The organism is Geitlerinema sp. PCC 9228 (genome assembly GCF_001870905.1).
GTDB lineage: Bacteria > Cyanobacteriota > Cyanobacteriia > Cyanobacteriales > PCC-9228 > PCC-9228.
This window is the reverse complement of record NZ_LNDC01000051.1, coordinates 18,166-43,873: the sequence shown is the minus strand read 5'-3', so window position 1 is coordinate 43,873 and position 25,708 is coordinate 18,166. Positions and strand designations below refer to the sequence as shown.

Genomic DNA, 25,708 nt, shown 5'->3' with positions numbered 1-25,708 from the left:
AAGTTGAGTCTATTCTGGTCATTACGGCAAGAGGACATGGATGTCGTCAAATGATGCTCATGGATAAATATGGTTTTCCCCGGGTTGGATATCAGCCCAAAAATCCTCCCAAAGACTGGAAAACGGGAGATATTGTCCGTGTGGTCAAAGGCAAGCACCAAGGTCTTCGTTCGGCAAGGATCAAAATAGTCAGGTCTAAAGGCAGCTTTAGCCTGAGTGTGAAGGGAAAGATAGTCAGTGTCTGCCGTAATCACATCCAGCCAATCTTTAAGAAAGATGGCTACGACTATCAAGTCAATATAAGTCAATTATTGTCCAGTAAACAACCTATTAGGAAGTAGCAGTGGCAAGTAGGGGGCGGCGGCAACACCACCAAAACGCAACTATTTTCCCCTACGGCAGCTCTTTCCCCAAATCCGTATGAAGCAGCGTATTTGGGAAAAAGCTTTTTGAGTTGGCGCAATCGGGATGACAGGATTTGAACCTGCGACATCCTGCTCCCAAAGCAGGCGCGCTACCAAGCTGCGCTACATCCCGTTAGTACCTTTATATCATACAGGAAAATGTTGTGTTTGTCCAAGAAAAATATACCGTTCAATTTTGACCCCTTGTCTGCTTTCAGAACCGCCTATAATGATGCAGGAAGTGGGTAGCCAATCGTTCCTAGCCTTGGCTGCACCGACCCACAACCAAGGGGGAATTTACTGGAACCATATGTGGATACAAAGATTGATTGCCGCTATTTTTCTTGGGGGTCAAGTTATCGTTCATCTGGTCGAGGGGAAACTGCACCGCCGCAATACCATGGAACAAATGTCCATGGTGGGTCCCGAATCCCTGGGAATTACCTTGTTGACAGCTTTGTTTGTGGGGGCCGTTTTTACCATTCAGGTAGCTAGAGAATTTATCACCTTCGGGGCAGGCCAAATGGTTGGCGGGGTTTTGGCTTTGTCGCTGGTGCGAGAGCTGGCACCTGTTTTGACGGCTGTGGTTTTGGCTGGTCGGGTAGGATCGGCGTTTGCGGCGGAGTTGGGGACCATGCAAGTGACCGAGCAAATCGATGCCTTATATGTTTTAAAAACCGACCCCATCGATTATTTGGTAATTCCCCGAGTGGTGGCTTGCTGCATTATGCTGCCTTTGCTGACCATTCTTTCCTTTGTTACGGGAATGGCTGGCGGTGCTGTGGTGGCTGCGAACATTTATAATTTGCCCATCAACAGTTTTATCGACTCGGTGAATACCTTTTTAAGTGTATTGGATTTGGTGAATGCCTCTTTGAAAGGCTTGTGTTTCGGTTTGTTGATTGCCGTGATTGGCTGCAGCTGGGGATTGACCACTACTGGGGGTGCGAAAGGCGTTGGTAAATCCACCACCACGGCTGTGGTCACTTCTTTGCTGGCAATTTTTATTAGCAATTTTTTCCTGTCTTGGATTATGTTTCAGGGATTGGGGCAAAGCCTGCAACAAGGATTTTAAGGGGCGAACTCGATAGAATAGAACCATAGACTTCAAGGATAGCTAGTTTACGAGAAAAGACGGGAGCTGGAAAGCCCTGCCTCTTTCCCAGCCGGGATGAAAAGCGACCCGTGTGGCGGTCGCCGCCATCGGTCAATCTGAAATTTATGCTAGGATTTTCAGAATAATGCAGCATCTCTAGCCATGCTCGTTGTTGAGTTCCAAGTAAAAGGAAAGCCCTACCAATACCGCGCCATTGATGAAGCCATCTCGTGCTGAGCCTGTCGAAGTATCGGACAGCTCAATTTGTCCGCAACCAGGCTTGGTGCCATTGGATGCACCACCGAGGCGTTGACAAACACGATCGGCGCCAATCTTGCCAAGTGTGGTGCCACAAATTTTCTTGGGTTCAACAACTCAATAGCATGGTAGGCAGGCGGCTGCCGAACGAGCCTGGTCGGCGATTTCACGTTTTTACGAACATTGTAAGTAGAAAATTCCTGACAAAAAGGGATATTCTCAATTTAAAAAGAATGAATACTCGTTCGGTCGAATACAAAATCTCAGGTGGGAAGCTTGTTGACCCCAAACAAATCGTCTTCAAAGACAAAAAGGGAATTGGACGTCTCCCAGGTAGTCGAAGGGATTTAGCCTTCTTTGGGGCAGAAAACATCAAGCGGGTTCGTTTAATTTGTAGGGACGCAACGCGTGACGCCCCTACTGATGGCTATTATTGTCAGTTCTGCGTTCGTGCTGACAACGAACAACAATTAGAACCAACGGGAAAAACCTACCGATTGGATGTAGGATTGAAAGCCTTCTACACGGACTCCAACGGTTATAGCGAACCTAATCCTAGATTCGATCGGAAAAGCGAGAAACGATTGAAGCGTTTTCAACGCCGTGTTGGGAGTAAAAAGAAAGGTTCCGCGAAGTTGCTTTCCACACGAATCTATATTTGTCAGTGTGGGTGTCGGTTGGATCGAGAGGAAAATGCGGCACATAAAATTTGGGAACTTGTTTTAAGTACGGTGGGGCACACCGAAACTTCTGTCGGTGAGACAGGAAATGCTTCCGGAGATTGGTCCGCTACGGTAGCTGGCGAAAGCCTGTTTCCGCAAGACGAGTCGTTGAAGGAAGAATCCGCGTCTGGTTACAGTGCGGAGTGTCAAGTATTGGTGTTTAGCAAATGGGAGGGAGTTATTGTGGCTACTGCGTCCTCTATGAATTCATCTGCTTCTACGGTAGAACTACGACCCAGCTACAAATTGCCCTTGGCTTTGGTCGTCATTGCTGTGGCTTTGGTTTGGTGGCAAATTGCGATCGCTTCTGCGGTTGGTTTGTTCGGTTTGTTTCTAGCCTTCCAAGCAGCGACTATTCGCTTGCAGTTTACTGATTCAGCGTTGGATGTCTACCGTTCGGGGAAACTCATCCGCCAGTTTCCCTATTCCGACTGGCAGAATTGGCGCATTTTCTGGTCGAAAGTCCCCATTTTGTTTTATTTTAAAGAAGTCAAAAGCATTCATTTCGTCCCGGTTTTGTTCGATGCTCGCACGCTGCGTAGCTGTTTGGAGCAAAAATGTCCCATTGTCTAGCCGCTTGGGGAAAAATTGGCAAGCATTTTTCATTGCAGGTAGGACAATCCTGAGCTATGTTGCTTTCCCATCCCCAACCCTCCAACTATAGAACCTTCGCTTTGCGGCCTATTTTCGTTTTGTCCATGAATTCAGAAGCAAATCAAAATCGAGATTCGCAAAACCAAAACCCACAAAAGTCGCGATCGCAGGAATTAATGTCCCCAACCAACCAAGTCCCCCCGTCCGATCCCTGGGAAACTGATAGCGAAGCCACTAACGAACCCACCTCGCCAACGGAACCTGTAGAAGGTATTACCGATCTGCAACGCCAAAAAGAGCGTTTGCAAGCAGAGATCGAGCAGTTGCAAGCCAAAAAAAGGCAGCTGAGTGAGGAGCAGTTGCAGCCGACCCAAGCCAAAATCGATCGCATGATCGAGCTGGGATTGCAGGAGTTGCAGGAACGCAAGCAGTCTTTGGAAGTTTCCATCGAACAGCTGGAACGGCGGCGGGAACGCATTCAAAGAGAAATGCGGACGACGTTTGCCGGTGCTTCCCAGGAACTGGCGGTACGGGTGCAAGGGTTTAAAGATTATCTGGTAGGGAGTTTGCAGGATTTAGCGGCGGCGGCGGAACAACTGCAACTTACCCCGGAAGAAGCGATCGTATCGGAACCCACAGCTACGGAAGCCACCCCATCGCCGACCCCCTCACCATCGGCGTCCGAATCCTCTCCATTTCGCTCTCGCAACGGACGTTTCCAAGACGAAGCTCAGGAAATTCGGCGCTGCTTGGACCAATACCGCAAACGACCGGATTACTACGGTCCTCCCTGGCAGCTACGCCGTACTTTTGAACCGGTGCATGCGGAACGGGTTTCCCAATGGTTTTTTGCTCAAGGGGGCCGCGGTGCGGTTCGTTCCATGGGAAGTCGCTTGCAGAATATTCTCATTGCAGCGGCGGCAATTTCTATCTTGCGTCGCTTGCATGGCAACCGCTTGCAAACGATGATTTTGGCCCACACTCCCGAACGTTTGGGAGAATGGCGACGGGGATTGCAAGATGGTTTGGGGATTTCGAGAGCCGATTTTGGTCCGGATAAAGGGGTAACGCTGTTTGAATCGCCGGAGGCTCTGGTTCAGAAAGCGGACCGCGTGGAACAGTCGGGTCAACTACCGTTGATTGTGGTAGATGAAGCGGAAAATCAAGTAAGCCTGTCGATTTTGCAGTTTCCTTTGTGGATTGCTTTTGCTCCCGACCCGTCGGCACCCACTCCGACCTATTGGTAGTCCCATTTCTAAAAAACAATGATTTTCTGAGATTTGTCAATATCTCTGGAAGGGGCGTTTTAAGAAGCGCCCCGATAAAAGCATCCCGATTATTTATTGCAATTTTTTAAGAAGGTGGGCTCGGATGGTTTTGCTATGGGGTTGACAAATCCCTGGGAACCGATGCTGTGTTCGTTTTCTGCTCAAAAGGCTACCTCGCGATCGCGACTTCGGTGTACAGTAACTTTAGAAGATATGTATTCTATGCAATTATGACTTCTTGGCTTGTATTGAACGGTTTCTTGCTGCTCGCAGCTTATTTGCTCGGTTCGATTCCCACTGGCTATCTGTTGGGACGCTGGCTGCAGGGAGTTGACATTCGGGAACACGGGTCCGGTTCCACCGGAGCCACCAACGTTCTGCGTACGGTGGGAAAACTTCCCGCTTTGGTTTCACTGCTGGTAGATATCGGCAAGGGCCTCGCCGCGATCGCTTTGGTAAGCTGGAGCTATACCTGGCCGGTAGCAACCCAACTTGTCCCCGATGCTACCGGGATGGAAACCTGGCTGCCGTGGATAGCTACTTTGGCTGGTTTGATGTCCCTGGTGGGTCACAGCAAATCCCTTTGGATTGGTTTTAGCGGTGGCAAGTCGGTAGCTACCAGTTTTGGCGTTTTGCTGGGAATGTCCAGTTCTGTGGCTTTGGGAACTTTGGGAATTTTTGTTCTTGTCATTGCCCTTTCTCGCATTGTTTCCCTCAGTTCCATGACTGCTGCTATTGGGGCCAGTGCTTTGATGGTTTTCACCCACGAACCCCTGGCATACCAAATCTTTGCTATTGCTGGCGGTATTTACGTCCTATGGCGGCATCGCAGCAATCTCTATCGTTTGTGGACCGGTACCGAGCCAAGATTAGGACAAAAATGGTCTACCAGTAACAGCCAATCTTAAACTTAAAATAATTCAAGGGCAATTGAATTTCCGTATCATTTTTGACACTGCGGACAAAAATGGGAAGAGCGACCGGCTAATTTCAAACGTTCGATGGGGGTTTGGCAGCAGCGGCAGGGTTCTCCGGTACGACCGTATACCCAAGCCATGCCGCTGTAGTTGCCGTTCACCCCTTCTGTATTTAAAAAACTGCTAAAAGTCGTTCCGCCAGCATCGATGGCTTTTTGCAAAATTGTCTGAATAGCTTGCTGCAAGCGTTCGCAGGTATGGCTGGTGATATCGCAACAAAGGGTTGTGGGGTGGATGCCGGCGACAAACAGGACTTCGTCGGCATAAATATTTCCCAAACCAGCTACGATTTCCTGGTCCAAAAGAGCGTTTTTGATCGGACGGCGTCGCTTGTGCAGCTGTTGCTGTAGGTACTGGTAGGTAAAAGTTTCGCCAAGGGGTTCCGGTCCTAGTTTTTGCAAACCAGTCATAATGACCTCGGGGGAAGTTTGCGGCGGTACCCACCAAAGGCGTCCGAAGGTCCGTTGGTCTACAAAACGCAATTCGCCTTCGTTGATAAAGAACAATCGCACCCGCGTGTGTTTGCCAACGGGAGTTTCTGGGGTGACCCACAGCAGCTGACCGCTCATCCGCAGGTGTACTCCCAAGAAACCGGCGTTGGCCTTGGTTTGCGAATAGTAGAGGGAGGCTAGTAAATATTTTCCCCGCCGCTGCCACGAGGCAATGGCGGTTCCAGTTATGTTTCCCCAAAATTCCCATGAGGAAATCGGGTAGGCAAGGCTGCGATGGAGCAAAACCTCACCTCCCGATATGACAGTATGACGGGTTTTTTGATTTAATCCCCGACGAACGGTTTCTACTTCTGGCAATTCAGGCACGAAATGCCAAGACTCCTTGCATGAGGGGAGTACTAACCTTGAGATTTTTTCTTAGATTTTTTCTCTGGTGCCGCTTCGACAACTTCTAGCTCTTCCATAGCGAAGTTGTTGGTGTTTACACCATAAGCACCAGGGGAACTGCTCAGTCCGGTATAGTTAAGTTTATCAAAACGGACGATGACGGGATAGCGGATACCGCTTTGGTCCACAGAGGCCACCGTACCTACGTCTTTATACCAGTAGGATTCGGGACGCAGGATGCGGACTTTCGCACCACGTTTAATTTCAGCTTGTCCTTGAGTCATAGTTTTCCTCTGGAATTTGCTATCAAAAACAAAAGGTTTTCCCTTTAGAGTACTATGCGATTGGCAATCTCAAAACCGTTTCGTTTTTAAGTTTTATTACCGATTGCCATCAAGTGGTTACTGCTGCCACCGCAAACGCACGAAGTGAGCGGGACGACCCCACATATCCTCTACGGGGAGAATTTCCTCGAAGGCTAAGTTAAAGGGGATGCTGGTGGTTAAATATTTTTGCGCGATCGCTCCCAAATCGGGTGCCACGGTTGCGGCTGTGGTGGCTGCCAATCCTAACCCTGCCAGTTGGGTGAGGGGGTCTTTCGGTAAGAAGAAATTGGCGCCAACCGCAAATCCTGCGGTTAGTAATAGGCTAACAGATAAGTTGGTGCCGCAGCGAGGGTGTACGGCCAAGTCCCATTCTCCGCTGGTAATGCGTTGCAAAGCTGTACGGACGGCATTTTCCAGTTGGTTTTTGTTGACTTGACCGTACAGGTAAAATCCCGACTCGGTGGACATTCCCCCCAGCATTTGGTTATCTGTACCCATAGGAGGGTTGGGTGTGCGATCGCGGTGGGGACTGGTTTCGCTCAATACCCACACGGTGGCATGTTCCAGTGCGTGTACCTGACGTAGCATCAGCAGTTCTTTTAACCCAGGAAAAAAGTTGAGCTGTTCTAGCAGTTCCAGGTCCTGGGTGGCTCTGGGTACGAATTCAAAGGGATACTGTCCGGTAGAAGCGGTACTTGTCATGGCAAGGAACCTCCAACAATGGCTTGGGTTGGCTCGATACGATCGATGTCTCTTTATAGATCGACTCTAACCCCAAATTTCAAAAACTGTCGGCGGTTGTTCGGATTTTTTGGCCAATGGCTGGTTGGCCAGTTTTCCCCTGGTGCAACTCACTTGAGCGGCAGCCAACCCAATTCAGAATTGCTTCAGGAAAGCTCGACTTCGATTCGTTGCCGATTTTTTCCACCTGCGGCATTTCCATCCAAAACACCGCCGCCTACGTCCCAGGAAAACAAAAATTCACATATCGGGGTAAACAACTGGAACCAACGTCAAGACGCTCACGGAACCTTTGCCTACGTGGCTAGTTCTGACGACAAACACTACTTCGTTCTCGAATCGCATTTAATGTTGCGTGGCGGTGTGGAAGAAGAAAATATTCGCTTCTGGTTGAAGAACCTCATCAAACATATCAATCCCTTTGAAGAACAGGTAATTGCCACCCTGAAGGAAGTTGGCGAGGATAATAATATTTGTCAAGGAAACGGCAACGGTATTTGGGGTTCTCTGTTGGACCTGACAGCTAGTGCTTTAGATACTTATAATGTATGGAATTCTTCCCGTGACTAGCCGTCTATAAATTTTTCTTTGAGCGATCGCGAACTGCACCCAGGAAACGCGATCGCTCATTTGGGATTATTTTTCCGCCATTGATGGCTGTATTTGCAAGGAATCCATCATGGCATCGAGGATTTTCTTGTTGCGTTGGTAATTGCGCGAGGAACTATCGTAGGTAGTAGCCACGAAAGTGCGATCGCCCAAATCGACTTGATAGCTATAAAATTTCATATTTTTCGGCAGCATTCCTTTGCCTGTTGCTTGTCTTTCTATGACAATCGTCGTGCGATCGCCGATGGTTGTGGTATTTTTAAACAGTTGCTTGCTGCTAATTTTCGTTTCTTTACTCATTTGGCGAAGCTTCTGAAAAGGAATTGCTTCTATGCGAATATTGATGGCAGCAAAGTTTTCCGTACGTGGTTCGATTTCCAGTGGTTGCTGGTCAAAGAAATGACAGGTGGCTACCACTTCCCCTGAATTGGTAAACCATTGCTGGGGATACTGAATGCTATAGCCTTGTTCTTCGTTGGTACAGGTTTGGCTTAAAGCGGGAATGTTTCCGTTTTTCCCTGTTTTGGGTGTTTGAGGTGTTTCTTGATTCGGTTGAGGAGTGGCAGTTGGCGAAGGAGAGGTGGTTGGTTGGTTTTGGGGATTTTTTGCTTGCTTTTGCGTGGTTAAGGTGCAACTACTGCACAAGGCGACGGTCAAAGCCAAGCATCCCCAGCAACTCAAACGGCGAATGAATTGCATGTTTCTTGCATCGACTCTCTAATTCCGTTTGACCACAATAACGTTTTTTCTCCGCCACCAACAAACTAGTACAATCAATTATTCCCAACCACCAAGCGCTCGTTTGAATAGATACCATGTCTAAAAAAACATTGATTTTCTAGAATTTCCCAATTTCCCTGGTAGGAGTACCTCACGAAATGATTTTGCTATTTACTCCTGCCGGATTCAATTTCCGATCGCAGCGATTTTGGTAAGAAGTTTTGGCGAAAAAATTGAACCAGTCTCTACTTCTACATAAGCTGGCGCTCGTCTCTTTTTTGAAAGTTTTTATACGATCTCCTTAAAAGTTGGCAATAAATAATCGGTGTATTTTTGTAAGCTTGTTTCTGCCGCCAAACGCTCAAAATTCTAAAACGCCTACCAAAAGGAGAACGCAAGCGATCGTCCTTCCCAGTCCCCTTCCCATTGGCTAAAATAGCTTATTAGAAAGTCGGTTCTGTAGATATTGCAAAAGCGATCGCAGCAAGCAGGGTTGCAGCCATTTAGTCCTCACGATTTCCGGCGTACGTTTTGTTCGGATTTGCTGGATGCCGGCGTCGATATCGTTACCGTACAACGACTAGCCGGCCAAGCTTCCCCAGCTATGACGGCGCGTTACGACCGAGGCGGCGAAGAAACCAAACGCCAGGCAGTGCAAGTATTGGGATTTTGAACCTTGAGCGCGGCAATTCTCGATCGCCGTGAAAGCAGTTCAATCTAAATTTTCCGCATTGGTTTGGCGACAATGTTGCAAAAATTCCAGCAACTCAGCTTCTTGAAACCGACTGGCTAGCCGAGTAACTTTTTGGGTAAAATCGGCTAGATTGGGGTTGATATTTTGCAAGTGGTGGACGTATTTTTCAACTCTTCTCAAACTACCTTTACGTACTAGTTCTTGCAAATATTGTAGTTCGTTGCTGGGAGGCAACGCCAGCCTTTGCGGTTCTACTGTTTGTGGTTGGGTACTTGCTTCCCGCTCGACCCATTGCAAGTCCAAATGGTATGCCAATTTTTGCAACAACTCCGATAAATCGATCGGTTTGGGTAAAAAATCATCGCTGCCGGCTTGGCGAAAACGATCGCGATCGCTTGCAAAAACCCGAGCAGAAGAAATTACAATTGGTACTTGAGAAAACTCTGGCGAGCAACGCAGTCGTCGAATCCAATCCCAATCGTTTTGGGGCGATACTGATGTATCGGTTATCAGCAAATCTGGGGGCAAATCTTGCGCTTTTTGCCATAGGGTTGGGGCATCAGCAGCTTCCACAATTTCAAATCCCAAAGGTTGCAACCAATTGATAAGAACGGTACGGTTTTCCCAGCGGGCATCGGCTACCAGAATTCGCCGTATTTTTCCTTGATAGCCAATAATTTGGCGTAACTCTGTAGAATCGGTTTTGGCTGTTGTTTCCACCACCGGCAAAATCAAATCAAACCAGAAAGTACTGCCGTGCTGGGGAATGCTACGAACTTGAATAGTACTGCCCATTAATTGTGCAAATTTTTGACTTAAAGGCAATCCCAATCCCGTTCCTTGGGTATTTTTCTTGGTAGGCGAAGCTTGTTCAAAGGGTTGGAAGATTTTTTGGATTTCTGCTTCTGGAATCCCCACGCCAGTGTCTTGAACTTGAAAGCGAATTTTGGCTGTTGGATGGTCTTTATCTGTTTGAGAAGATGCTAATATGTTGACTTGGAGGGTAACGGTTCCGCGCTCGGTAAATTTGATAGCATTGCCCAATAAGTTGACCAGAATCTGTCGCAATCGTTTGGCGTCACCTGCCACCATTTCTGGTAGTTGCTCGTCGGGTAGGTAGCGAAAAGCAATGCTTTTCTGTTGGGCTTTGATACGACACATCTGAACCACACCCTGGAGAAAAGAAGGTAGTTGAAAATCGCTGGGATGCAGCTCCATTTTCTGGGCTTCGATTTTGGATAGGTCTAAAATATCGTTAATCAAGGTAAGCAAATGGGAGCCGCATTCGTGAATAATATCTGCCCCTTGGCGATCGCGTGCAGAAATTTCTTGCGATCGCTGTAAAATTTGTGCATAACCTAAAATTCCGTTGAGCGGCGTACGCAATTCGTGGCTCATGGCAGCCAAAAATTCGCTTTTGGCTTGGTTGGCAGTATCCGCTTGTTCCTTGGCGACGGCAAGTTCTGCGGTGCGTGCTTCAACTTTTTCTTCTAACGTGCGAGAATAGTCTTGCAATTGTTGATACAGGTAGGCATTTTCCAAGGAAATTACTGCCTGTGCTGCCAAAATTTGCCAAATTTCTAGGCGATTTTCTGTAAAAGCCCCTTTGGTTAGGCGATTTTCCAAATAAATTAATCCTTGCAGTTTGCCTTGATTGACCAACGGCGCGCACAGTAAAGATTGGGGTTGGTTGTGTTGGATATAAGGGTCAGTAGCGAAATCTTCCCCGTCACTAGCTTCATTGAGCAAGACTGTTTCTTGGGTTCGCGCGACGTAGTTAATAACGCGAAGCGGTAGTTGGCTGGTATATTGGTCAACTGGAATGGCTTGTCGCACCTGTGGAGGTTCCGTATGGCTATTTTGAATGGCTTCTACCAGCAGTTTTTCGCCCACAACGCGGATAAAGACGCCCCGTTGCGCTCCCGCATTTTTAACCGACGTTTCGACGAGCAAAGCAAGTAATCGATCGAGAGCCAACTCACTGGAAATGGCTTGGGAGGTTTTGAGAATGCTTGTGAGGTCTAGCGCCGTGTTGGTATCGGAACTCGAATTTTGGGAGGCGTGAGAAATAGAAACCGCGATAGACGTTGATGTAGGTGCGGTGGTTGTCTCGGTTGATGGTAAGATGGGAGCTAGCAATTGGGGGTAGTGGGTGGCGAGATGCTGGGTTTTGGCTTGGGCACCCCAACGTTCGTAGCCAAGATAGGCATTTTGCATGTAAGTGGTGGCAATTTTTTCTTTTTCCCAATCCAGATAGAATCGTGCGGCCAGTTCGTTGGCTAAGGCTTCTTCTTGGATGAATTGGTTTTCCTTGGCACCTGCGATCGCTCGATCGTACAAGTCGATCGCATTGGCTTTGTCTCCCAAAACTCGGGATTTTTCTGCTGCCACTAGATCGGCTTTATGCTGGTAATTCATAGGAGCGTAATGTGCCCAATCCCGTTGCAGAGGAACTTGGCTGCGCTCTACCAGCTGCAATTCCTCACTGGTTCCAGTAGAGGTTGCGAGTAGGCTCAAGGCATCGTAAAAATAAAATGCAGGAATGGCCGTGGGTCCTCCAATGCCTTGAAAATATCTTCTGCATGCAAGCGCTTGCTCCCGGGCTGCTGCCATTTCCCGGAACCAATAACCAAGCAGCAATTTGGATGAATGAAACAAAAATAGCCCATAAAGGTCGTTGGCACCATGCAATCGCTCCAAAAATGCCGCTTCTTGAAGAGCTTCTCCAGATAAAATCATTGGATTTTCTGTCTTGCCCAATAAATTTAATAGCAATTGCCAGTAAATATAACAATAAGTAGCGGCTGTATGCTGATTTAATTGCAATAATCCCTGGTAGTAATCACGAGTTTCTTTTTCTAAAGCAGTAAGTTCGCGGCCGCACCAAAAAGAGTCGCGACACAAACTAGAAGCACTATATCCGGCAAATCCCAAATCGCCAACTTCCAAACTTTTGGTATAAGCTTCTCGTAACAGAGGCAGAGTTTCTTGCATATGAGAAGTACGATGGATAAGATACGAGCCAACGACCATTAAAGTCTTCGGTTTGGCTGTTTTTGCTTCTAGTTTGGGGAGTAGTTGCAGGGCGAGGTGACCGAATTGAGCACTCGTTTTTACATCAGAAAATTGAGCACCTAATAGAGTCAACCCATAGGTTGCATACGTAAATGGAGAATCGGAAGTATGACCATGTTGAATGGATAGCTGAGTTGATAAAGAGGTCACTAAGGGAAACAGCAAGGGTCTGGTTAGGAAGGTAGCAGGTATAATACTGTTGGCAATCTCTACAATGGCAATTTTTTCTGGATCTACCATCCACGGCAGATCGATCGGACTTTCAATATGGCGACCGGCAAGCAGTTGATTGGCTTGGGCAATGCTCTTTTGAATATCCTCTGGCGTTGGATTTTCCGGGAAGATAATATCGAACTGCTGCAAAAATTCCCGGGCAAGGGTGATGGCGGTGGCAAATTCTCCCTGACAGGTGTAAGCTTGGATTTGAATGCGGTAAATGGTTGCCTGTTCTGGCAAGGAGTGGGTGTGTGCAATAATTTCCCCTGCCAACTGTTCCATGGTTTCCCGGTCGCCACACAAAGCAGCCAGTTCCGCAGCGAGTTCGTATAAGGTACGTGTTAGTTCGTATTGGTGCGACCAAGGAGTTTCTCCTAACAACGATAATCCTTGATGGGCATACTCGCGACTGGCTTGATAGGCGGTAGCGGCTTTAGCTTTGCGACAGGCAAGAAGGTTCAGCTGGGCGAGTTCCTCTCGTTCCCACGGGGTTTCCAAGCGGGAAATGCCCTGATTTAGCTGGGTGACTACATTGAAAATTTGTTCTTCCCTTTCGTCTGGAGAGAGGTTCTGCAACAGCAATCGCCCAATGCGGTAGTGGGTGGCTTCCTGTTGGTTTCTTGGAATGAGTGCGTAAGCAGCTTGCTGGATGCGATCGTGGAGAAAACGGTAGTAAATCGTGAGGTCTTTTGATTTTTCTCCGATGCGATCGCTTGTTTGAAAGAATTTGTATGTCTCGTTTTCGGGCACCACCAACCCTTCTTGCAAAGCAGACCACAAATTCCAGGCTACCTCTTCCCCATCGCGATCGCAAACCACTGTCAGGGTCTCCAAGTCAAAGCGATTGCCAATACAAGCTGCCAGACGCAATACTTCCTGAGTGGTTTCCGGCAGCTTCTGCAACCGCCCAACCAAAAAATCCACCACATTATCGGTTAAAGCCGACTGCCGCACTTGCGCCAAATCACACTGCCAGGAACCTGACGTCAAATCGAAGTAGATATATCCTTCTTCATAAAGTCCTTGCAAAAATTGGGTAATAAAGAAAGGATTGCCCTGGGTTTTTTGATACACTAACTGCGCTAGAGAGGTGGCAGCTTTTGGCGAACACAGCAAAGTATCGGCAATCAGTTGGGTGGTATCGGATTCTTCCAAGGGGGATAGGGCTATTTTACTAACTTTCGTTCCCTGCCTTTCAATTTCATTAAAGGTTAAAAGCAACGGATGTCCCGGAAATACTTCGTTATCTCGATAGGCACCCAACACCAATAAATATCCCGATGCCGCAGGGCCGACCAACAGTTTCATCAACGCCAGCGATGACGCATCCGCCCATTGCAAGTCGTCTAAAAATAGAACCAAGGGGTGTTCTGGCGCAGTAAAAACGCGCACAAATCTACGAAAAAGCAAGTTGAAGCGATTCCGGGCGGCGTCCCCTGATAGTTCTGGTACGGCCGGTTGTTCTCCAATAATTTTTGTCAGCTCTGGGATTACATCAATAATAACTCGACCGCTCTCTCCCACGGCTGCTAAAATTTTCTCCTTCCAAGCAGCTAGATCCACATCGGGTTCTGACAGTAGCTGTTCGATCGAGCCGCGGAAAGCTTGCACAAAACCAGAGAAAGGGACATTGCGATTGAATTGGTCGAATTTTCCTTGGATAAAAAATCCTTTTTTTCGAGTGATAGGCTTATGAATTTCGTTGATGGCAGCGGTTTTGCCAATCCCGGAAAAACCAGCGACCAGCATCAGTTCCGTTTGCCCTTCGCTAACACGGTTGAAGGCTTCTAGCAGGATTTGTACCTCTTTTTCTCGCCCGTAAAGTTTTTCGGGAATCAAAAAGCGATCGCAACTATCCCGTTGGGCAATTTCAAAGGAGGCAATTTCGCCGGTGGCTTGCAACTGTTGCTGGCATATTTCTAGGTCGTATTTCAGCCCCAGGGCACTTTGGTAGCGGTCTTCAGCATTTTTGGCGGTCAGCTTCCGAATTATGGCTGGCAAGGGTTGGGGAAGGTTTCGCTGGCTGGCGTGGGGAAATTCTATCGGACGCGCCAGGTGGCTGTGTACCAGGTCCATGGGATCTGTACTGGTAAAGGGAAGTTCTCTCGTGAGCAGTTCAAATAAGGTGATTCCCAAAGAATAAAAATCGGTGCGATAGTCGATGCCTCGGTTCATACGTCCGGTTTGTTCGGGAGAGATATAAGCGAGGGTTCCTTCCAAAACGTTGGGATTGGTAAGTTGCTGGCGTTCTTTGGGTAGCAGTGTAGCGATGCTGAAGTCAATGAGTTGAATTTGACCGGTTACTGGATGAATGAGGATATTGCTGGGTTTGATGTCTTTGTGAATGACGCGCTGGGTGGTGAGGTAGTGAAGAATATCTGCCATTTGAATGGCGATGGAGAGAAAGGTGGTGAGATGGCGATCGCTTTTTGACCAGTACTGACTCAAAGAAACCAATCCCTCGTCGGGCATAATCAGGGCGTAACTGTTGCCGTAGGATTCCAGGGCGAGGGGGCGAACAATACCGGGATGGTCTAGCTGCCGGGCAATGGCATACTGATTGCGAAATTGAAGCAGTTCGTCGAAACTAGGCTGGGAATTGCGTAATACTTTGACGATTGCCGTTCGATGGTCTGTCTGGCGAATAGCCCGATAGACGAAAGTGCGATTGCCGGTGTAGATGGGATGGCATTCTTGGTAGCCAGCGACGGTCAGCATGGAAGCTATGAAGATATATCGTAGGAACTACTTTTATTCTGCCCGGCTATTCGCTATATATCAACCGATAGTTGGGTGAAATTTTGCCGCCATAGGGGGAAATTACTTAGAAAATGGCATCTTTGGTCCTATTTTTCTAGCAATTCCTGGAATAAAGACAGGTAACGTTTGGCTTGAATTTCCAAGGCAAAGGCGCGTTCGGCTTTTTCCCTAGCATTTGTGCGTAATTGTTGGTAGCGATCGCGATCCTGTAAAATCCAAGCAATTCCCCTGGCCAAATCTTCGGTTTCGTAAGGTTTGGCTAGATAGCCATTTTGTTGGGAATCTACAATATCCCGCAACCCAGTTGTATCAAAAGCCACCACTGGCGTTCCGCAGGCTAAAGCTTCCGAAGCTGTTTGTCCAAATGATTCTTGCAACGAAGGTACCACCATGACATCAGCCGCCGAATAAACTAAAGCCAAGGAGAGGTCATCGGAAAAATTGCCCAAATAATGAACTTTGAAGCCCACATCCAACGGTTTTTCCGGTGGGGAAGCTCCAAAAACCACCAGTTCCACATTTTCTTGAGATTCCCATTGGCTGAGTTTTTGTAAAGCGGGTATTAGTAAATGAAAGCCTTTACGGGGGTCAGCGGTGGCAGAAATTGCCCCAAACAAAACCAAATGCTTGTCTTGGGGCAATCCTAATAAGTTTCTGGCTACGTTTGTATCGATGGGGCGGTAGGTTTGTGTACTTAAACAAAAGGGAATAACGGCAATACGGCGATCGCCTAACAAAGAACTAGCTTGTACGCATTCTGCCATCCACCGGCTGGGGGTGACCACGGTGAGGTTAACATGTTTCCATGCTTTTTGTTTCCTTTTCCATATTTTCCGGGAAAGGTCCCGTTCCTTGTGACTTTTTAGTTGGGGGCAGCTGCCACATTGTTGCTGGTAGCGATCGCAATTTTGGCTGTAGTGGCAACCACCGGTAAACGCCCACATATCCTGCAACGTCCACACCACCGGCTTTTGCAATTTGGCGAGCGTTTCAATGCGTACGTAGCCGCTACAAACCCAATGTAAGTTTACAATATCCGGATTCAGTCGTGCTACCTGCGCCGCGATCGCATCGGGGAACCATTGCGCGGAAAATAAGGTTTTTTCCCGTTGGGGATAGCGACGTAGGGGCCACCGACTGGCAGGTGGTCCTAACTTGGTCAGGACGCTTTTTTCGGCCAGAACATGGCGATCGCTGCTATACTTGGCACGAACCAACATTTGCGACCCCTCACCCACAGCCAGCAATCCCTGGTGTAGCCGATAAGCCGCGCGCGCCGCGCCACCTTCAATATCTGAGGTACTGAGAATCAGCGTTTTCATAAAGCCAGAGGCTGAGAAACCTCACGTGTGGTTTTCTGGGAAAGAATGGTTTGGAAGATACGATCTAGTTTAGCTACCGAATGGCAATTTCTATATCCCGCAAAATCAAAACGCAATTTCGGGGTATCGCTTTCTAATTGCTGGCAGAGAAAATGCAAAGCTTCTTTACATTGTTCCACGTTTCCTTCCTCAATGGTTGCTCCCATTTCAAAAGTTTCCACCCGGTTGCCCATACAATATCCTTGGCTGACCACAATGGGTTTTTCAAACGCCGCCGCTTTGGCAAGCAAGTTGCTGCTGTAGGGGAAATTTTCGTAGGCAGCAAACAAAATATCGCAGGTATTGATTAACGCATTAAATTGCGGTTCGTCGGGAATGTAGTCAAAATGGAAGTAACAATTGGGCAGACCATTTTTAAGGATATCAAGAATGCGGTAGTAGTCTTCATTTTGTTTGTGGCGAAAATCTTGATGGAATGCTTTTTGGGAAAAATGACCGGCAAACACAAAAAACCAGTCCTCGCCGAGGGATTTTTGCGCCACTTCGAGCAAGGTTACCATGCCTTTACGTTTGCTCATGGAGCCAATGATACCGATAATTTTGCGATCGCCGGCTTGTTTTTTAATTTCTTGAGCGATAGAATAGGTAAAATCTGGTGGTGCTTCGTCGGTAAAATCGGGAAAGGACAACACTGGATTCCCAATTTTTTCCTGTAAAGAAGCTACCCTATCTTCGTTGAGAATCGCCAGCGCTTGGCAGCGACCAGAACGAGCTACCAATTCATGGTATAGGGGAAAGTTGAATATAGGAAAAGTGCGATCGCCAAAACGAAATTCCCCCGGTCGAAAATAAATTCCCGACCATTTATAAGGAAAAATTATATCTAAAAGCAAAGGAGGCAGATAGTAGCTAAAATAGTTATCCAACCAGTTAAAAAATACCAAATCGGGAACCACAGCCAAAGCCTGGCAAGCCTGACGCACTCGACTGGCAGCGTATTGCCAGCGCGCCATTGCCGCGACAAACTGCGGCGGTCGCTTGAACACCGGCATACTACGGGGGAGTTTTCCGTAAATAGGAATTTGCCGGCTTTGCAACTCCTGCATCGACCGGGCAAACAAATGGGTAGCTCTTTGAGGAGAATGCTCTTTGATCCACCAGCGAATTTCTCTCGGTTGGGGATACAAAACCACCACCCGGCAATCCATTTCTAGCAAGGATTTAGCCAAAAATCGCATATATGTAACGTGGTGACCGCCGTGGTTGGTATCAATGAGGACGACTGTTTTCATGGTTGGCTTGATGAATTTTTATTCTCTTTGTAGGGAAGTTTTGCGAAATTCTCCTACATTCAATTCCTGTAAGATCGTATCGACCGCTCTGGCTGTGGATTGACCATCCAAAGCATAGGTAATATCGCGAACAATTGTTTCGTGGAATGGGTGTTCGCTAGTAGAGTCAGGCGGAGAAAACAACGCTTGGGAAATTACTGTGGCTAGCTGTTCTTTGGGTTTGGCATAGGCAGTAGTATAGCGACCGTACTCTTCTAAATGTTTGTATCCTTTTGATGGACCTTCGGGAAATAGATCGAAGGCAACCACTTTTTTGTTTGCCAGCAAAGCTTCCTCGGCTACAGTGGAACAGCGGGTTAGCAATAAATCGGAAATTAAGAGAAGTTTGTAAATATCCAATTCAGTAACTTCCGGTTCGATAATCGCCATTGCATTCCTATCGATAAGTTCCTCGGCGGCTGTTTGATAGAGATTGGGATGTTTTTTATCTAAAGGATGCATTTTCACCAACAACACCACTTGGGAAAAATCCAAACTGCGATAGATATGACGGATATATTGTTGGTAGAGTTCTTGTTCGTTTTCGTAACCGTAATATTCGCTATGCAAGCAGCTAGCGAGCAAGATAATTTTTTTGGTTTCGATTTGTTTTTGTAGGTAGGGATAGCGATCGCGCAATACCTGTAAAACCGATTGTGGCTTGCTAGAATTGATACTATCTCGCAACATTTGGGCAGAAGCATCGTGCAAAGGATTGCCCACCAAACGCAAGCGACTGGCATTGACGCCGTAGGTTTCTACCAACTGCCGATAAACCCGTTTTCCCCACACCAAAACCACATCCGAAGCCGCCGTTGATAAGCCTTCCACGGCATCTTCCCGCGTACCGCCGTGTTGGATAGAAAGGGTTTTGACGCCAAAAGTTTTTAACGTATCGGCGATATCAACACCACAGCGATGGAACTGGGAAAGATGGCGGTGATCCAAACACAAAACCACCAATTTGTTTTGGGGTTGCTGGCAAAAACGAAGCAAACTATAGTGGTCGGTTTCTACAGAACAGCCGAGTTTTTTTAGATGAGCGATCGCATGGGGATTTAATTTCAACTCGTGAACCCCACTTAAAGCGATCGCACGTATTTTATATCTTCCCAACTGGGTTTCTTGCCGCTGTAACAAATGAAACAGCAACGGCAACAACATACGTTCGCAAGCCTTAGAATACAACACAAAACAAATTTCCGGTACTGCCACCTGCGAAGATGGAGTTGTCACCGGAACCAACATATATTTGCCCAGCAACCGCCAGCGTTCTGCTATGGTTAAATAGCGATGGGTAGGGAAATAATATGGCGAGAAAATGGGTTTTTCCACCGTTGTGAGAAACTGGCGCAGCTGCTGGCGAATTTGCTTTTGGAAAGCCGGTTGCGTACTTATCAAAGTCTTTCCCCACCAAGAACGAAACTACGTTTTGCCGTGTAAAGAAAGTAACAAATTGCAAATTTCCCGTACGGCACCATCGCCACCTGATTTTTCCGTGATATAAATAGCAACAGCACGATTGGCAGGCATGGCATCGGCAACCGTTAGCGGGCAACCCACCGCACGCATCGGTGGTAAATCATTGATATCATCTCCCATATAGGCAACTTGGGAAAGGTCGAGTTCGAGTTTTTGGCACAGTTCCTTCAAGGCAGTGAGCTTATCCTCAACCCCCACACGAACATGCTGAATGCCCAATTTTTGGGCGCGGTGACGGGTAGCTGGTGCCTCGCTGGCGGTGATGATGGCCGCTTGAATACCGGCTTTGAGAATCAGCTTAATCCCCATGCCGTCTTTGACATTGAATTTCTTGAATTCTTCGCCGCTTGCGGTATAGTATAAGCCACCATCGGTGAGTACGCCATCCACATCCAAAACCAGCAGTTGAACGCGGGCAAAGTTGGGTTGCAAGTCGGTAGGAACGATTCGAGTCATGAAGATAGTACCGGTATATCCGTCTCAGCTTGTAAGGCATAGCGGATTTCCAGAATCGGCCGCAAAACGCCTTCCAACTGTGCCAGGGGAATCATGTTGGGTCCGTCGCTAAGGGCAATATCGGGGTTTTCGTGGATTTCCATAAACAAGGCATCCACGCCTACAGCAGTAGCAGCGCGCGCTAGGTAAGGCGCAAACTGACGCTGACCGCCGGAATGTTTTCCTTGCCCTCCCGGCATTTGTACGCTATGGGTGGCGTCAAACACCACCGGATATCCCAACTGGCGCATTTGCGGTAGCGAACGAAAATCCACTACCAGGGTATTGTAGCCGAAACTGGTACCGCGTTCGGTCAGCAAAATATTACTGGCACCACCAGCAACTAGCTTGTTGACCACGTTTTGCATATCCCAAGGGGCGAGAAATTGCCCTTTTTTGACATTGATGGCGCTGTCAGTCGCAGCAGCCGCTAGCAGCAAATCGGTTTGGCGGCAGAGAAAGGCAGGAATTTGCAGTACGTCAGCCACTTCGGCTACTGGTGCCGCTTGATGGCTTTCATGAATGTCGGTGAGAATGGGAACGCCTACTTCTTCTTTCACCCGTTGCAGGATTTTTAGACCATCTTCCAGGGGTTTTCCCCGAAACGAGTCCACAGAAGTACGGTTGGCTTTATCAAAAGAAGATTTAAAAACAAAGGGAATTTGCAAGCGATCGCAAATTTGCGCAATCCGATCCGCCATGCGGAGGGTAAAATCTTCTGATTCGATGACGCAGGGACCGCCAATTAACAGCAGCGGCAAGCCGTCACCCACAGCAATTTGGTCGGTAATTTGAGCGCGAACCATTAGGCAATCCTTTCCGAAACAAACAACTGAGCTCTTTCTAAATCTTCGGGCGTGTTAATTTCTAAGGTAGAAGTTTGCGTAAAGGCGACGCGAATGGTATAGCCGTGTTCCAACACCCGCAACTGTTCCAATCCTTCGCATTGTTCCAGAGGCGTAGGCGTTAGCTGGGCGTAAGCAGCCAGGAAATCCCGGCGAAAGGCATAAAGCCCCAAATGATGGTAAACTGGCACTTCTCCGCGATTCCGGAAATAGGGAATGGCAGCGCGGGAAAAATATAAGGCATGACCCTGAACCGAACAAATAACTTTGACCGTGTGAGGATTCAGGCGGTCTTCTTCACAATTGAGGGGACATCCCAAAGTGGTCATTTCCGGGGCTTCTCCTTGCAAGTAGGGTGAAACCAACTGCTGCAACGCCTCGGTCGTCACAAAAGGTTGGTCCCCTTGTACGTTGGCAACCACCTGCATTTTGGGATAGCGGGTGGCAACTTCCGCCACCCGGTCGGTTCCAGTGAGGTGGTCCTCGCGGGTCATTTCTACTTTACCACCAAAATTCCGCACGCAGGTGGCAATTTGCGGGCTATCGGTGGCAACAATGACTTCGTCAAAAACTTGGGCGTTTTTGGCGGCTTGGTATACCCATTCTATCATGGGGCGATCGCCCACCAAGGCTAAGGGTTTTCCCGGAAACCGCTGGGATTGATAGCGCGCTGGAATGACAGCTAAAATCTTCACAGGAGACCACTCCTAGCAATATCGTGCAATCGTAACAAACCAACGCAGCGGCGGTCGGCATCCACCACTGGCAAAACGGCAATTTGGGAAGGTCGGTTTTCCATCACCTGCAAGGCATCGTACGCCAACCACTCACGCATAGCGGTAATGGGGTTGCGGGTCATGATGCTTCCAGCTTGGAATTTAGCTAGTTCTACTGGCTGAATCGTTTCCATAGCCCGACGCAAGTCACCGTCGGTAATGATGCCTAACAGCCGCTGCTGTTCGTCAACAACGCTGACAGCCCCCAATCCCCCCTGGCTGATACCGGTAACCACCTCCAACCAACTGGCATCGGGAGAAATGGTAGGATTATCTGTTCCCCCATGCATGATATCGGCAACCCGCAGGGTTAAGCGTTTGCCCAAACGACCGGCGGGATGGTTGAGGGCAAATTTTTCCGGGGTGATGCCTTTGGCGGTGGCAACGGTCATTGCGATCGCATCGCCAATGGCAATGGCTACCGTGGTACTGGTGGTGGGTGCTAAATTGAGGGGGCAAGCTTCCCGTTCGATGGTGGCAGCGAGGACCACATTTGCCTGTCGCGCTAGGGTAGAATCGAGATTCCCCACCAAGGCAACAATGGGAACGCAACGCTGTTTTAAAGAGGGCAGCATCGCCAGCAGTTCGTCGGTTTCGCCGCTGTTGCTGAGGGCAATTACCACATCATCCGATTGTACGATGCCCAAATCCCCGTGAAGGGCTTCTGCGGGGTGCAGAAAAATGGCCACTGTGCCTACGCTGGTGAGAGTAGCAGCAATTTTGCGGGCAACGATGCCGGACTTGCCTACCCCCGTGAGGACGATTTTCCCCGTGCAAGTACTGAGAAGTTGGACAACGCTTTGAACGGATTCTGGTTGCAATCGCTGACTCGTCTGTGCGATCGCTTCTGCTTCTAGCTGCAGTAGTTCGGTAACTTGCTGAAAGTACGAACGACTCTGGGAGAAAACGGAAGGAGAGGCTTGGGTTTGCATAGTTGGCTAGGACGATTTGAAACGATGGATATCCGTAAAACTCGCGAATTACGCCACAAGCTAACTCAATTCAGTATAATTTTCCAGTGCTAGCACGGAGCTTTATCAAAAAAATACATAAATTTTTCCTAGTACGTTCCCGATGGCAAGCCGATACTTGCGTATTGCAGCACTTAGGACAGTTTTTGGCCGGGGCAAGCGATCGCATTTTTGTATAAAGTTTTGGCAAAGATACCCTACATGCGTTTATATTACGCCAACCACGCCGAGAAATCTCGTTGCAGCAAATCCTGTAGCTGTAAAATATCCTCGCGATATAAATCTACCAGTTGCTGGCGAATTTGCGGGGATAATTTCGGTTTGGCGAGATTTTGTTTGTTGATGCGAGTTGCCAGTTTGCGGGTTACCCCTGCCGGAACCAGGGTTTTCACGGCTGCCTTGAGGGGATTGCTGGTAAAAATCATATCGTGTAACAGTTCGCTTTTGCGAGTGTAGGATTGATTGTACTTACCGGAAAAATCGGGAATAAAAGTGTCATCAACTTTTAGAAATCGGAAAATATCTTGCATGGTAGCTATGGGATTGGCTTTCAAATCCTCAAACAAATACACCCGAATTTGTTCGCGTTCAAAACGCTGAAAATATTCCCGAAGATATCGCGAGTAGAAACCGATTTCTTGGTAATGCCAAGCAGGTCCCCAATTTTCTTGCAGGCGACGTTTTTCATCTTGTAAAGCTGCAGCAAAATCAGTAAGCGGTTCCCGGCGATCGCGAATATTATTAAGAAAATGGGAAAAAGCACGCTCGGCAGGATGGCGTAAAATAGCAATGAGTTTGGGACGATCGAGATAGTGACGAATACGCTGGGGAGCTTTGGGGGTAAAATATAGATAGATAGGAGAAGCCTCGCCAATCGCTTTTTCGTTGGTGACACCAGCAAATTCAGCCTGGTAAGTATCCAAATCTCTGATGCCGCATTTGTAAAGATAGGTTTGCTGGAAACCAGGTCCATTAAAGTCTAAATCATCCCCTTCAATGGCAAAGAAACTGGTTTCTTTGGTAGGGCTCATGTAGATTTCTGGATGTTGCTTCAGATAGTGATAAACAGATGTTGTCGCTGATTTGACAGCACCAATTACTAAAAAGTTGGGCATCGTCATAGTTTTTCCTCCATTGGATACAAAAATTGGCAGTAAGATGAAATCCGTGTTTCCCGAGCCTGCGGGGGACTACAGGGGGTTCTTTTTCATAAGTTTACAGCAGGATTTCGTATAAGATTGGGAAAAAAGCTAGGCACTATTATTAACAGCATTTTCTACTTCGTTTGTAGCTTCCACGACTTCCTGATAGGTTCCCGATTTGACAATTTTTCCTTTTTCCATGAGATAAATGCGATCGCAATTTTGAATCGTACTCAGGCGATGCGCGATCGCAATGGTGGTTTTTACACCAGCTAAAGATTCAATGGCTTCGCTGACCAAATTTTCAGTTTCGTTATCGAGAGCAGAAGTTGCTTCGTCAAGTATTAAAATGGGTCGGTCGTGGTAAATCGCTCTGGCAATACCAATTCGCTGGCGTTGACCTCCAGACAAACGCACCCCTCGTTCCCCTACAGAAGTTTTCATTCCTTCTGGAAGTTCGGCGATTAAATCTTGTAACTGAGCAGCTTGTATGGCTTTTTCTACTTTTTCGCCATCGATGGCTTCATCGGGAACCCCAAAAGCAATATTCCTTTCGATGGTATCGTCAATTAGGTAAATAGATTGGGGAATGTAGGCAATTAAATTTTGCCAGGAACGCAAATTTTGGTAAATTGAAGTATCGTCTACTTGAATATCTCCTTGCTGGGGTAATAGCAGTCCTAAAATGACATCGACCAGGGTGGTTTTGCCAGCACCGGATTTGCCGATAAAAGCAATGGATTCTCCTTTTTGAAGGGTTAAGGAAATATCGCTGAGGGCATGTTCGTTAGCTTCCGGATAGCGATAGCTAACCCCATCCAAAACAATGCGATCGCGGAAGGTTAAATTTTTCTTTTGGTAATTTTCCCTAGATCTGGTATTCATAGCCACAGAAAATTGAGAAACAGCTTCTTTTTGAAAAGATTCTATTTCTTTAAATTCCAAATAGAGCCGGTCCAGCGTGTAAGTGGAGTTGCGCAGGGTACTGGCTCCTTTGACCAACCCTGTAATGGCTGGAACCATGCGCAAAGATGCCACGGTAAATATCCCTAAAACTGGCAAAAGAGATTCCAAATTTTGGTACACGATTAACGAGATCGATGTAAAGCCAACCAACCCCAAAACCAGCATCGTTTCGATCATCAGCCTGGGCAAAATTTTAAATGAGAAAAATCCCGTCATGGCATCGGCTAAGCGATTGGCTTGTTGGGAAATTTGCCCTTGAAAATGGGGTTCGCAGCCAATAATTCGCGTTTCCTTAATGCTGCCCAAACTGTGATTGACAATGCGAATCATTGATGCATTGGCTTCCCCCACTTCTTGTCCCCATTGTTTGATTTTCTGGCGGAAATGATGGAAAAGCAGCAACAAAGGTAGCAAGATCGATAAAACCATCACCACCGCAATAGAATTGGCAATAAACAGAAGAGCGGTTAGGAACAAAACGATTGTTAGGTTGGAAAGTTCCACCAAAAACGTAATCAAAATTGTGCCAGAAAACTGTCCGGTAAATTGAATAACATTTTGAATGCTTTTGGCACTGCTATTACTTAGGTGAAAAGAATAGGGAGCTTCCAGATATGCTTGCAGCAACTGGCGACACAGCTCAGCTCGTTGTTGAAAACTGAAGCGAAAAATATGAACGTTAACGCGCCAGTGAACGTAGGATTTCAGGATAAAAATAGCCACAATCAACAAACCGAGAAAACCTAGAAAGTGGGTTTCGTTTTGGAAACCCGTTTGTAGGTAAATTTGATGCAACCAAGGCGTTTGGGAAATGGTTTGTGGGTTGCTAGCGAGGGAAATAAACGGACCAATAGAACCAATGCCAAAAACTTCTAACAGCGATACCAGGAGAAACAACACAACCAACATGACCAAGCTGCGTTTTCCCGCTGGCAAAACGTACAAAAATTTTGATAGGTATGCAGACACGTACGCCTCCTGAGTTTGCGATCGCGAAAACAACGAGAAACGAGAAAAAATTCTGACCCTCTATCCAAATCGTTCCAGAAAACCCCTCTGTTCGATTCCCCAATCGCTCC

The 25,708-nt window shown here is 47.5% G+C and carries 19 protein-coding genes, 1 tRNA gene and 3 pseudogenes; 8 read left to right on the top strand and 15 right to left on the bottom strand.

Annotation, left to right across the window (positions count from 1 at the left end; all coding sequences use genetic code 11):
• Nucleotides 1–341: pseudogene (locus AS151_RS22460) on the top strand (HNH endonuclease); the annotation flags it as partial.
• 122 nt (nucleotides 342–463) lie between these two features.
• On the opposite strand, the gene AS151_RS03820 reads toward AS151_RS22460, so the two are convergent.
• A tRNA-Pro gene (locus tag AS151_RS03820) sits at nucleotides 464–537 on the bottom strand.
• A 63-nt stretch (nucleotides 538–600) separates the two neighbouring features.
• Between AS151_RS03820 and AS151_RS03815 the strand changes: the two genes are divergently transcribed.
• The 5 genes and pseudogenes from AS151_RS03815 to plsY all read left to right on the top strand — a co-directional run bounded on the left by AS151_RS03815 (nucleotide 601) and on the right by plsY (nucleotide 5,250).
• Nucleotides 601–1,479 (top strand): MlaE family lipid ABC transporter permease subunit, encoded by an 879-nt coding sequence (locus AS151_RS03815; RefSeq protein WP_139240491.1) that lies wholly within the window; start codon nucleotides 601–603, stop codon nucleotides 1,477–1,479.
• A 183-nt stretch (nucleotides 1,480–1,662) separates the two neighbouring features.
• Nucleotides 1,663–2,570: pseudogene (locus AS151_RS20610) on the top strand (transposase); the annotation flags it as partial.
• A gap of 111 nt (nucleotides 2,571–2,681) precedes the next feature.
• On the top strand, nucleotides 2,682–3,053 hold the full coding sequence (locus AS151_RS03810; RefSeq protein ID WP_071515736.1) for a DUF3119 family protein: 372 nt from the start codon (nucleotides 2,682–2,684) through the stop codon (nucleotides 3,051–3,053).
• Between the two features lie 125 nt (nucleotides 3,054–3,178).
• Entirely contained in the window at nucleotides 3,179–4,321 is a 1,143-nt protein-coding gene (locus AS151_RS03805) for a DUF3086 domain-containing protein (RefSeq protein ID WP_244532877.1), read from the top strand.
• 251 nt (nucleotides 4,322–4,572) lie between these two features.
• Nucleotides 4,573–5,250 carry a glycerol-3-phosphate 1-O-acyltransferase PlsY gene (plsY, locus tag AS151_RS03800; protein ID WP_071515731.1) on the top strand — a complete coding sequence of 226 codons (678 nt, stop codon included), beginning with the start codon at nucleotides 4,573–4,575 and terminating at the stop codon, nucleotides 5,248–5,250.
• Between the two features lie 35 nt (nucleotides 5,251–5,285).
• Here the strand turns inward: plsY and AS151_RS03795 are convergent, their stop codons facing one another.
• The 3 genes from AS151_RS03795 to AS151_RS03785 all read right to left on the bottom strand — a co-directional run bounded on the left by AS151_RS03795 (nucleotide 5,286) and on the right by AS151_RS03785 (nucleotide 7,186).
• Nucleotides 5,286–6,137 carry a DNA-formamidopyrimidine glycosylase gene (locus AS151_RS03795; protein ID WP_071515730.1) on the bottom strand — a complete coding sequence of 284 codons (852 nt, stop codon included), beginning with the start codon at nucleotides 6,135–6,137 and terminating at the stop codon, nucleotides 5,286–5,288.
• Between the two features lie 32 nt (nucleotides 6,138–6,169).
• The gene (locus AS151_RS03790; RefSeq protein ID WP_071515729.1) at nucleotides 6,170–6,442 is read right to left on the bottom strand and encodes a photosystem I reaction center subunit IV; all 273 of its coding nucleotides are present in this window, start codon (nucleotides 6,440–6,442) and stop codon (nucleotides 6,170–6,172) included.
• Between the two features lie 117 nt (nucleotides 6,443–6,559).
• Entirely contained in the window at nucleotides 6,560–7,186 is a 627-nt protein-coding gene (locus AS151_RS03785) for a DUF6391 domain-containing protein (RefSeq protein WP_071515728.1), read from the bottom strand.
• Between the two features lie 339 nt (nucleotides 7,187–7,525).
• On the opposite strand from AS151_RS03785, the gene AS151_RS21290 reads away from it, so the two are divergent.
• Entirely contained in the window at nucleotides 7,526–7,795 is a 270-nt protein-coding gene (locus tag AS151_RS21290; RefSeq protein WP_139240490.1) for a hypothetical protein, read from the top strand.
• Nucleotides 7,796–7,861: 66 nt separating this feature from the next.
• Here AS151_RS21290 and AS151_RS03775 read toward each other — a convergent pair whose 3' ends face one another.
• Nucleotides 7,862–8,533, bottom strand: coding sequence for a hypothetical protein (locus AS151_RS03775; protein WP_071515726.1), 672 nt, complete (start codon nucleotides 8,531–8,533; stop codon nucleotides 7,862–7,864).
• A gap of 475 nt (nucleotides 8,534–9,008) precedes the next feature.
• Between AS151_RS03775 and AS151_RS03770 the strand changes: the two are divergent.
• Nucleotides 9,009–9,227: pseudogene (locus AS151_RS03770) on the top strand (site-specific integrase); the annotation flags it as partial.
• 39 nt (nucleotides 9,228–9,266) lie between these two features.
• Here AS151_RS03770 and AS151_RS03765 read toward each other — a convergent pair.
• The 10 genes from AS151_RS03765 to AS151_RS03720 form a co-directional block, all read right to left on the bottom strand.
• The gene (locus AS151_RS03765; protein ID WP_071515725.1) at nucleotides 9,267–15,257 is read right to left on the bottom strand and encodes a hybrid sensor histidine kinase/response regulator; all 5,991 of its coding nucleotides are present in this window, start codon (nucleotides 15,255–15,257) and stop codon (nucleotides 9,267–9,269) included.
• 128 nt (nucleotides 15,258–15,385) lie between these two features.
• Nucleotides 15,386–16,621 (bottom strand): glycosyltransferase family 4 protein, encoded by a 1,236-nt coding sequence (locus tag AS151_RS03760; protein WP_071515724.1) that lies wholly within the window; start codon nucleotides 16,619–16,621, stop codon nucleotides 15,386–15,388.
• Nucleotides 16,618–17,913, bottom strand: a complete 1,296-nt coding sequence (locus tag AS151_RS03755; protein WP_071515723.1) for a glycosyltransferase — start codon at nucleotides 17,911–17,913, stop codon at nucleotides 16,618–16,620. The genes AS151_RS03760 and AS151_RS03755 overlap by 4 nt, the downstream gene beginning before the upstream one ends.
• 18 nt (nucleotides 17,914–17,931) lie before the next feature.
• Nucleotides 17,932–19,353 carry a hypothetical protein gene (locus AS151_RS03750; RefSeq protein ID WP_211517509.1) on the bottom strand — a complete coding sequence of 474 codons (1,422 nt, stop codon included), beginning with the start codon at nucleotides 19,351–19,353 and terminating at the stop codon, nucleotides 17,932–17,934.
• A 24-nt stretch (nucleotides 19,354–19,377) separates the two neighbouring features.
• Entirely contained in the window at nucleotides 19,378–19,890 is a 513-nt protein-coding gene (locus tag AS151_RS03745; RefSeq protein WP_071515722.1) for an HAD hydrolase family protein, read from the bottom strand.
• Nucleotides 19,887–20,735 (bottom strand): 3-deoxy-8-phosphooctulonate synthase, encoded by an 849-nt coding sequence (gene kdsA, locus AS151_RS03740; protein WP_071515721.1) that lies wholly within the window; start codon nucleotides 20,733–20,735, stop codon nucleotides 19,887–19,889. Before kdsA ends, AS151_RS03745 begins: the two co-directional genes overlap by 4 nt.
• Nucleotides 20,735–21,469 (bottom strand): 3-deoxy-manno-octulosonate cytidylyltransferase, encoded by a 735-nt coding sequence (gene kdsB / locus AS151_RS03735; RefSeq protein ID WP_071515720.1) that lies wholly within the window; start codon nucleotides 21,467–21,469, stop codon nucleotides 20,735–20,737. The genes kdsA and kdsB overlap by 1 nt, the downstream gene beginning before the upstream one ends.
• Nucleotides 21,466–22,482 (bottom strand): KpsF/GutQ family sugar-phosphate isomerase, encoded by a 1,017-nt coding sequence (locus AS151_RS03730; RefSeq protein ID WP_071515719.1) that lies wholly within the window; start codon nucleotides 22,480–22,482, stop codon nucleotides 21,466–21,468. Before AS151_RS03730 ends, kdsB begins: the two co-directional genes overlap by 4 nt.
• A 251-nt stretch (nucleotides 22,483–22,733) precedes the next feature.
• A complete protein-coding gene (locus AS151_RS03725) occupies nucleotides 22,734–23,642 on the bottom strand; it encodes a sulfotransferase (protein ID WP_071515718.1) in 909 nt (302 codons plus the stop codon).
• A 129-nt stretch (nucleotides 23,643–23,771) separates the two neighbouring features.
• Entirely contained in the window at nucleotides 23,772–25,598 is a 1,827-nt protein-coding gene (locus AS151_RS03720; protein WP_139240489.1) for an ABC transporter ATP-binding protein, read from the bottom strand.
• Nucleotides 25,599–25,708 lie beyond the last annotated feature (110 nt).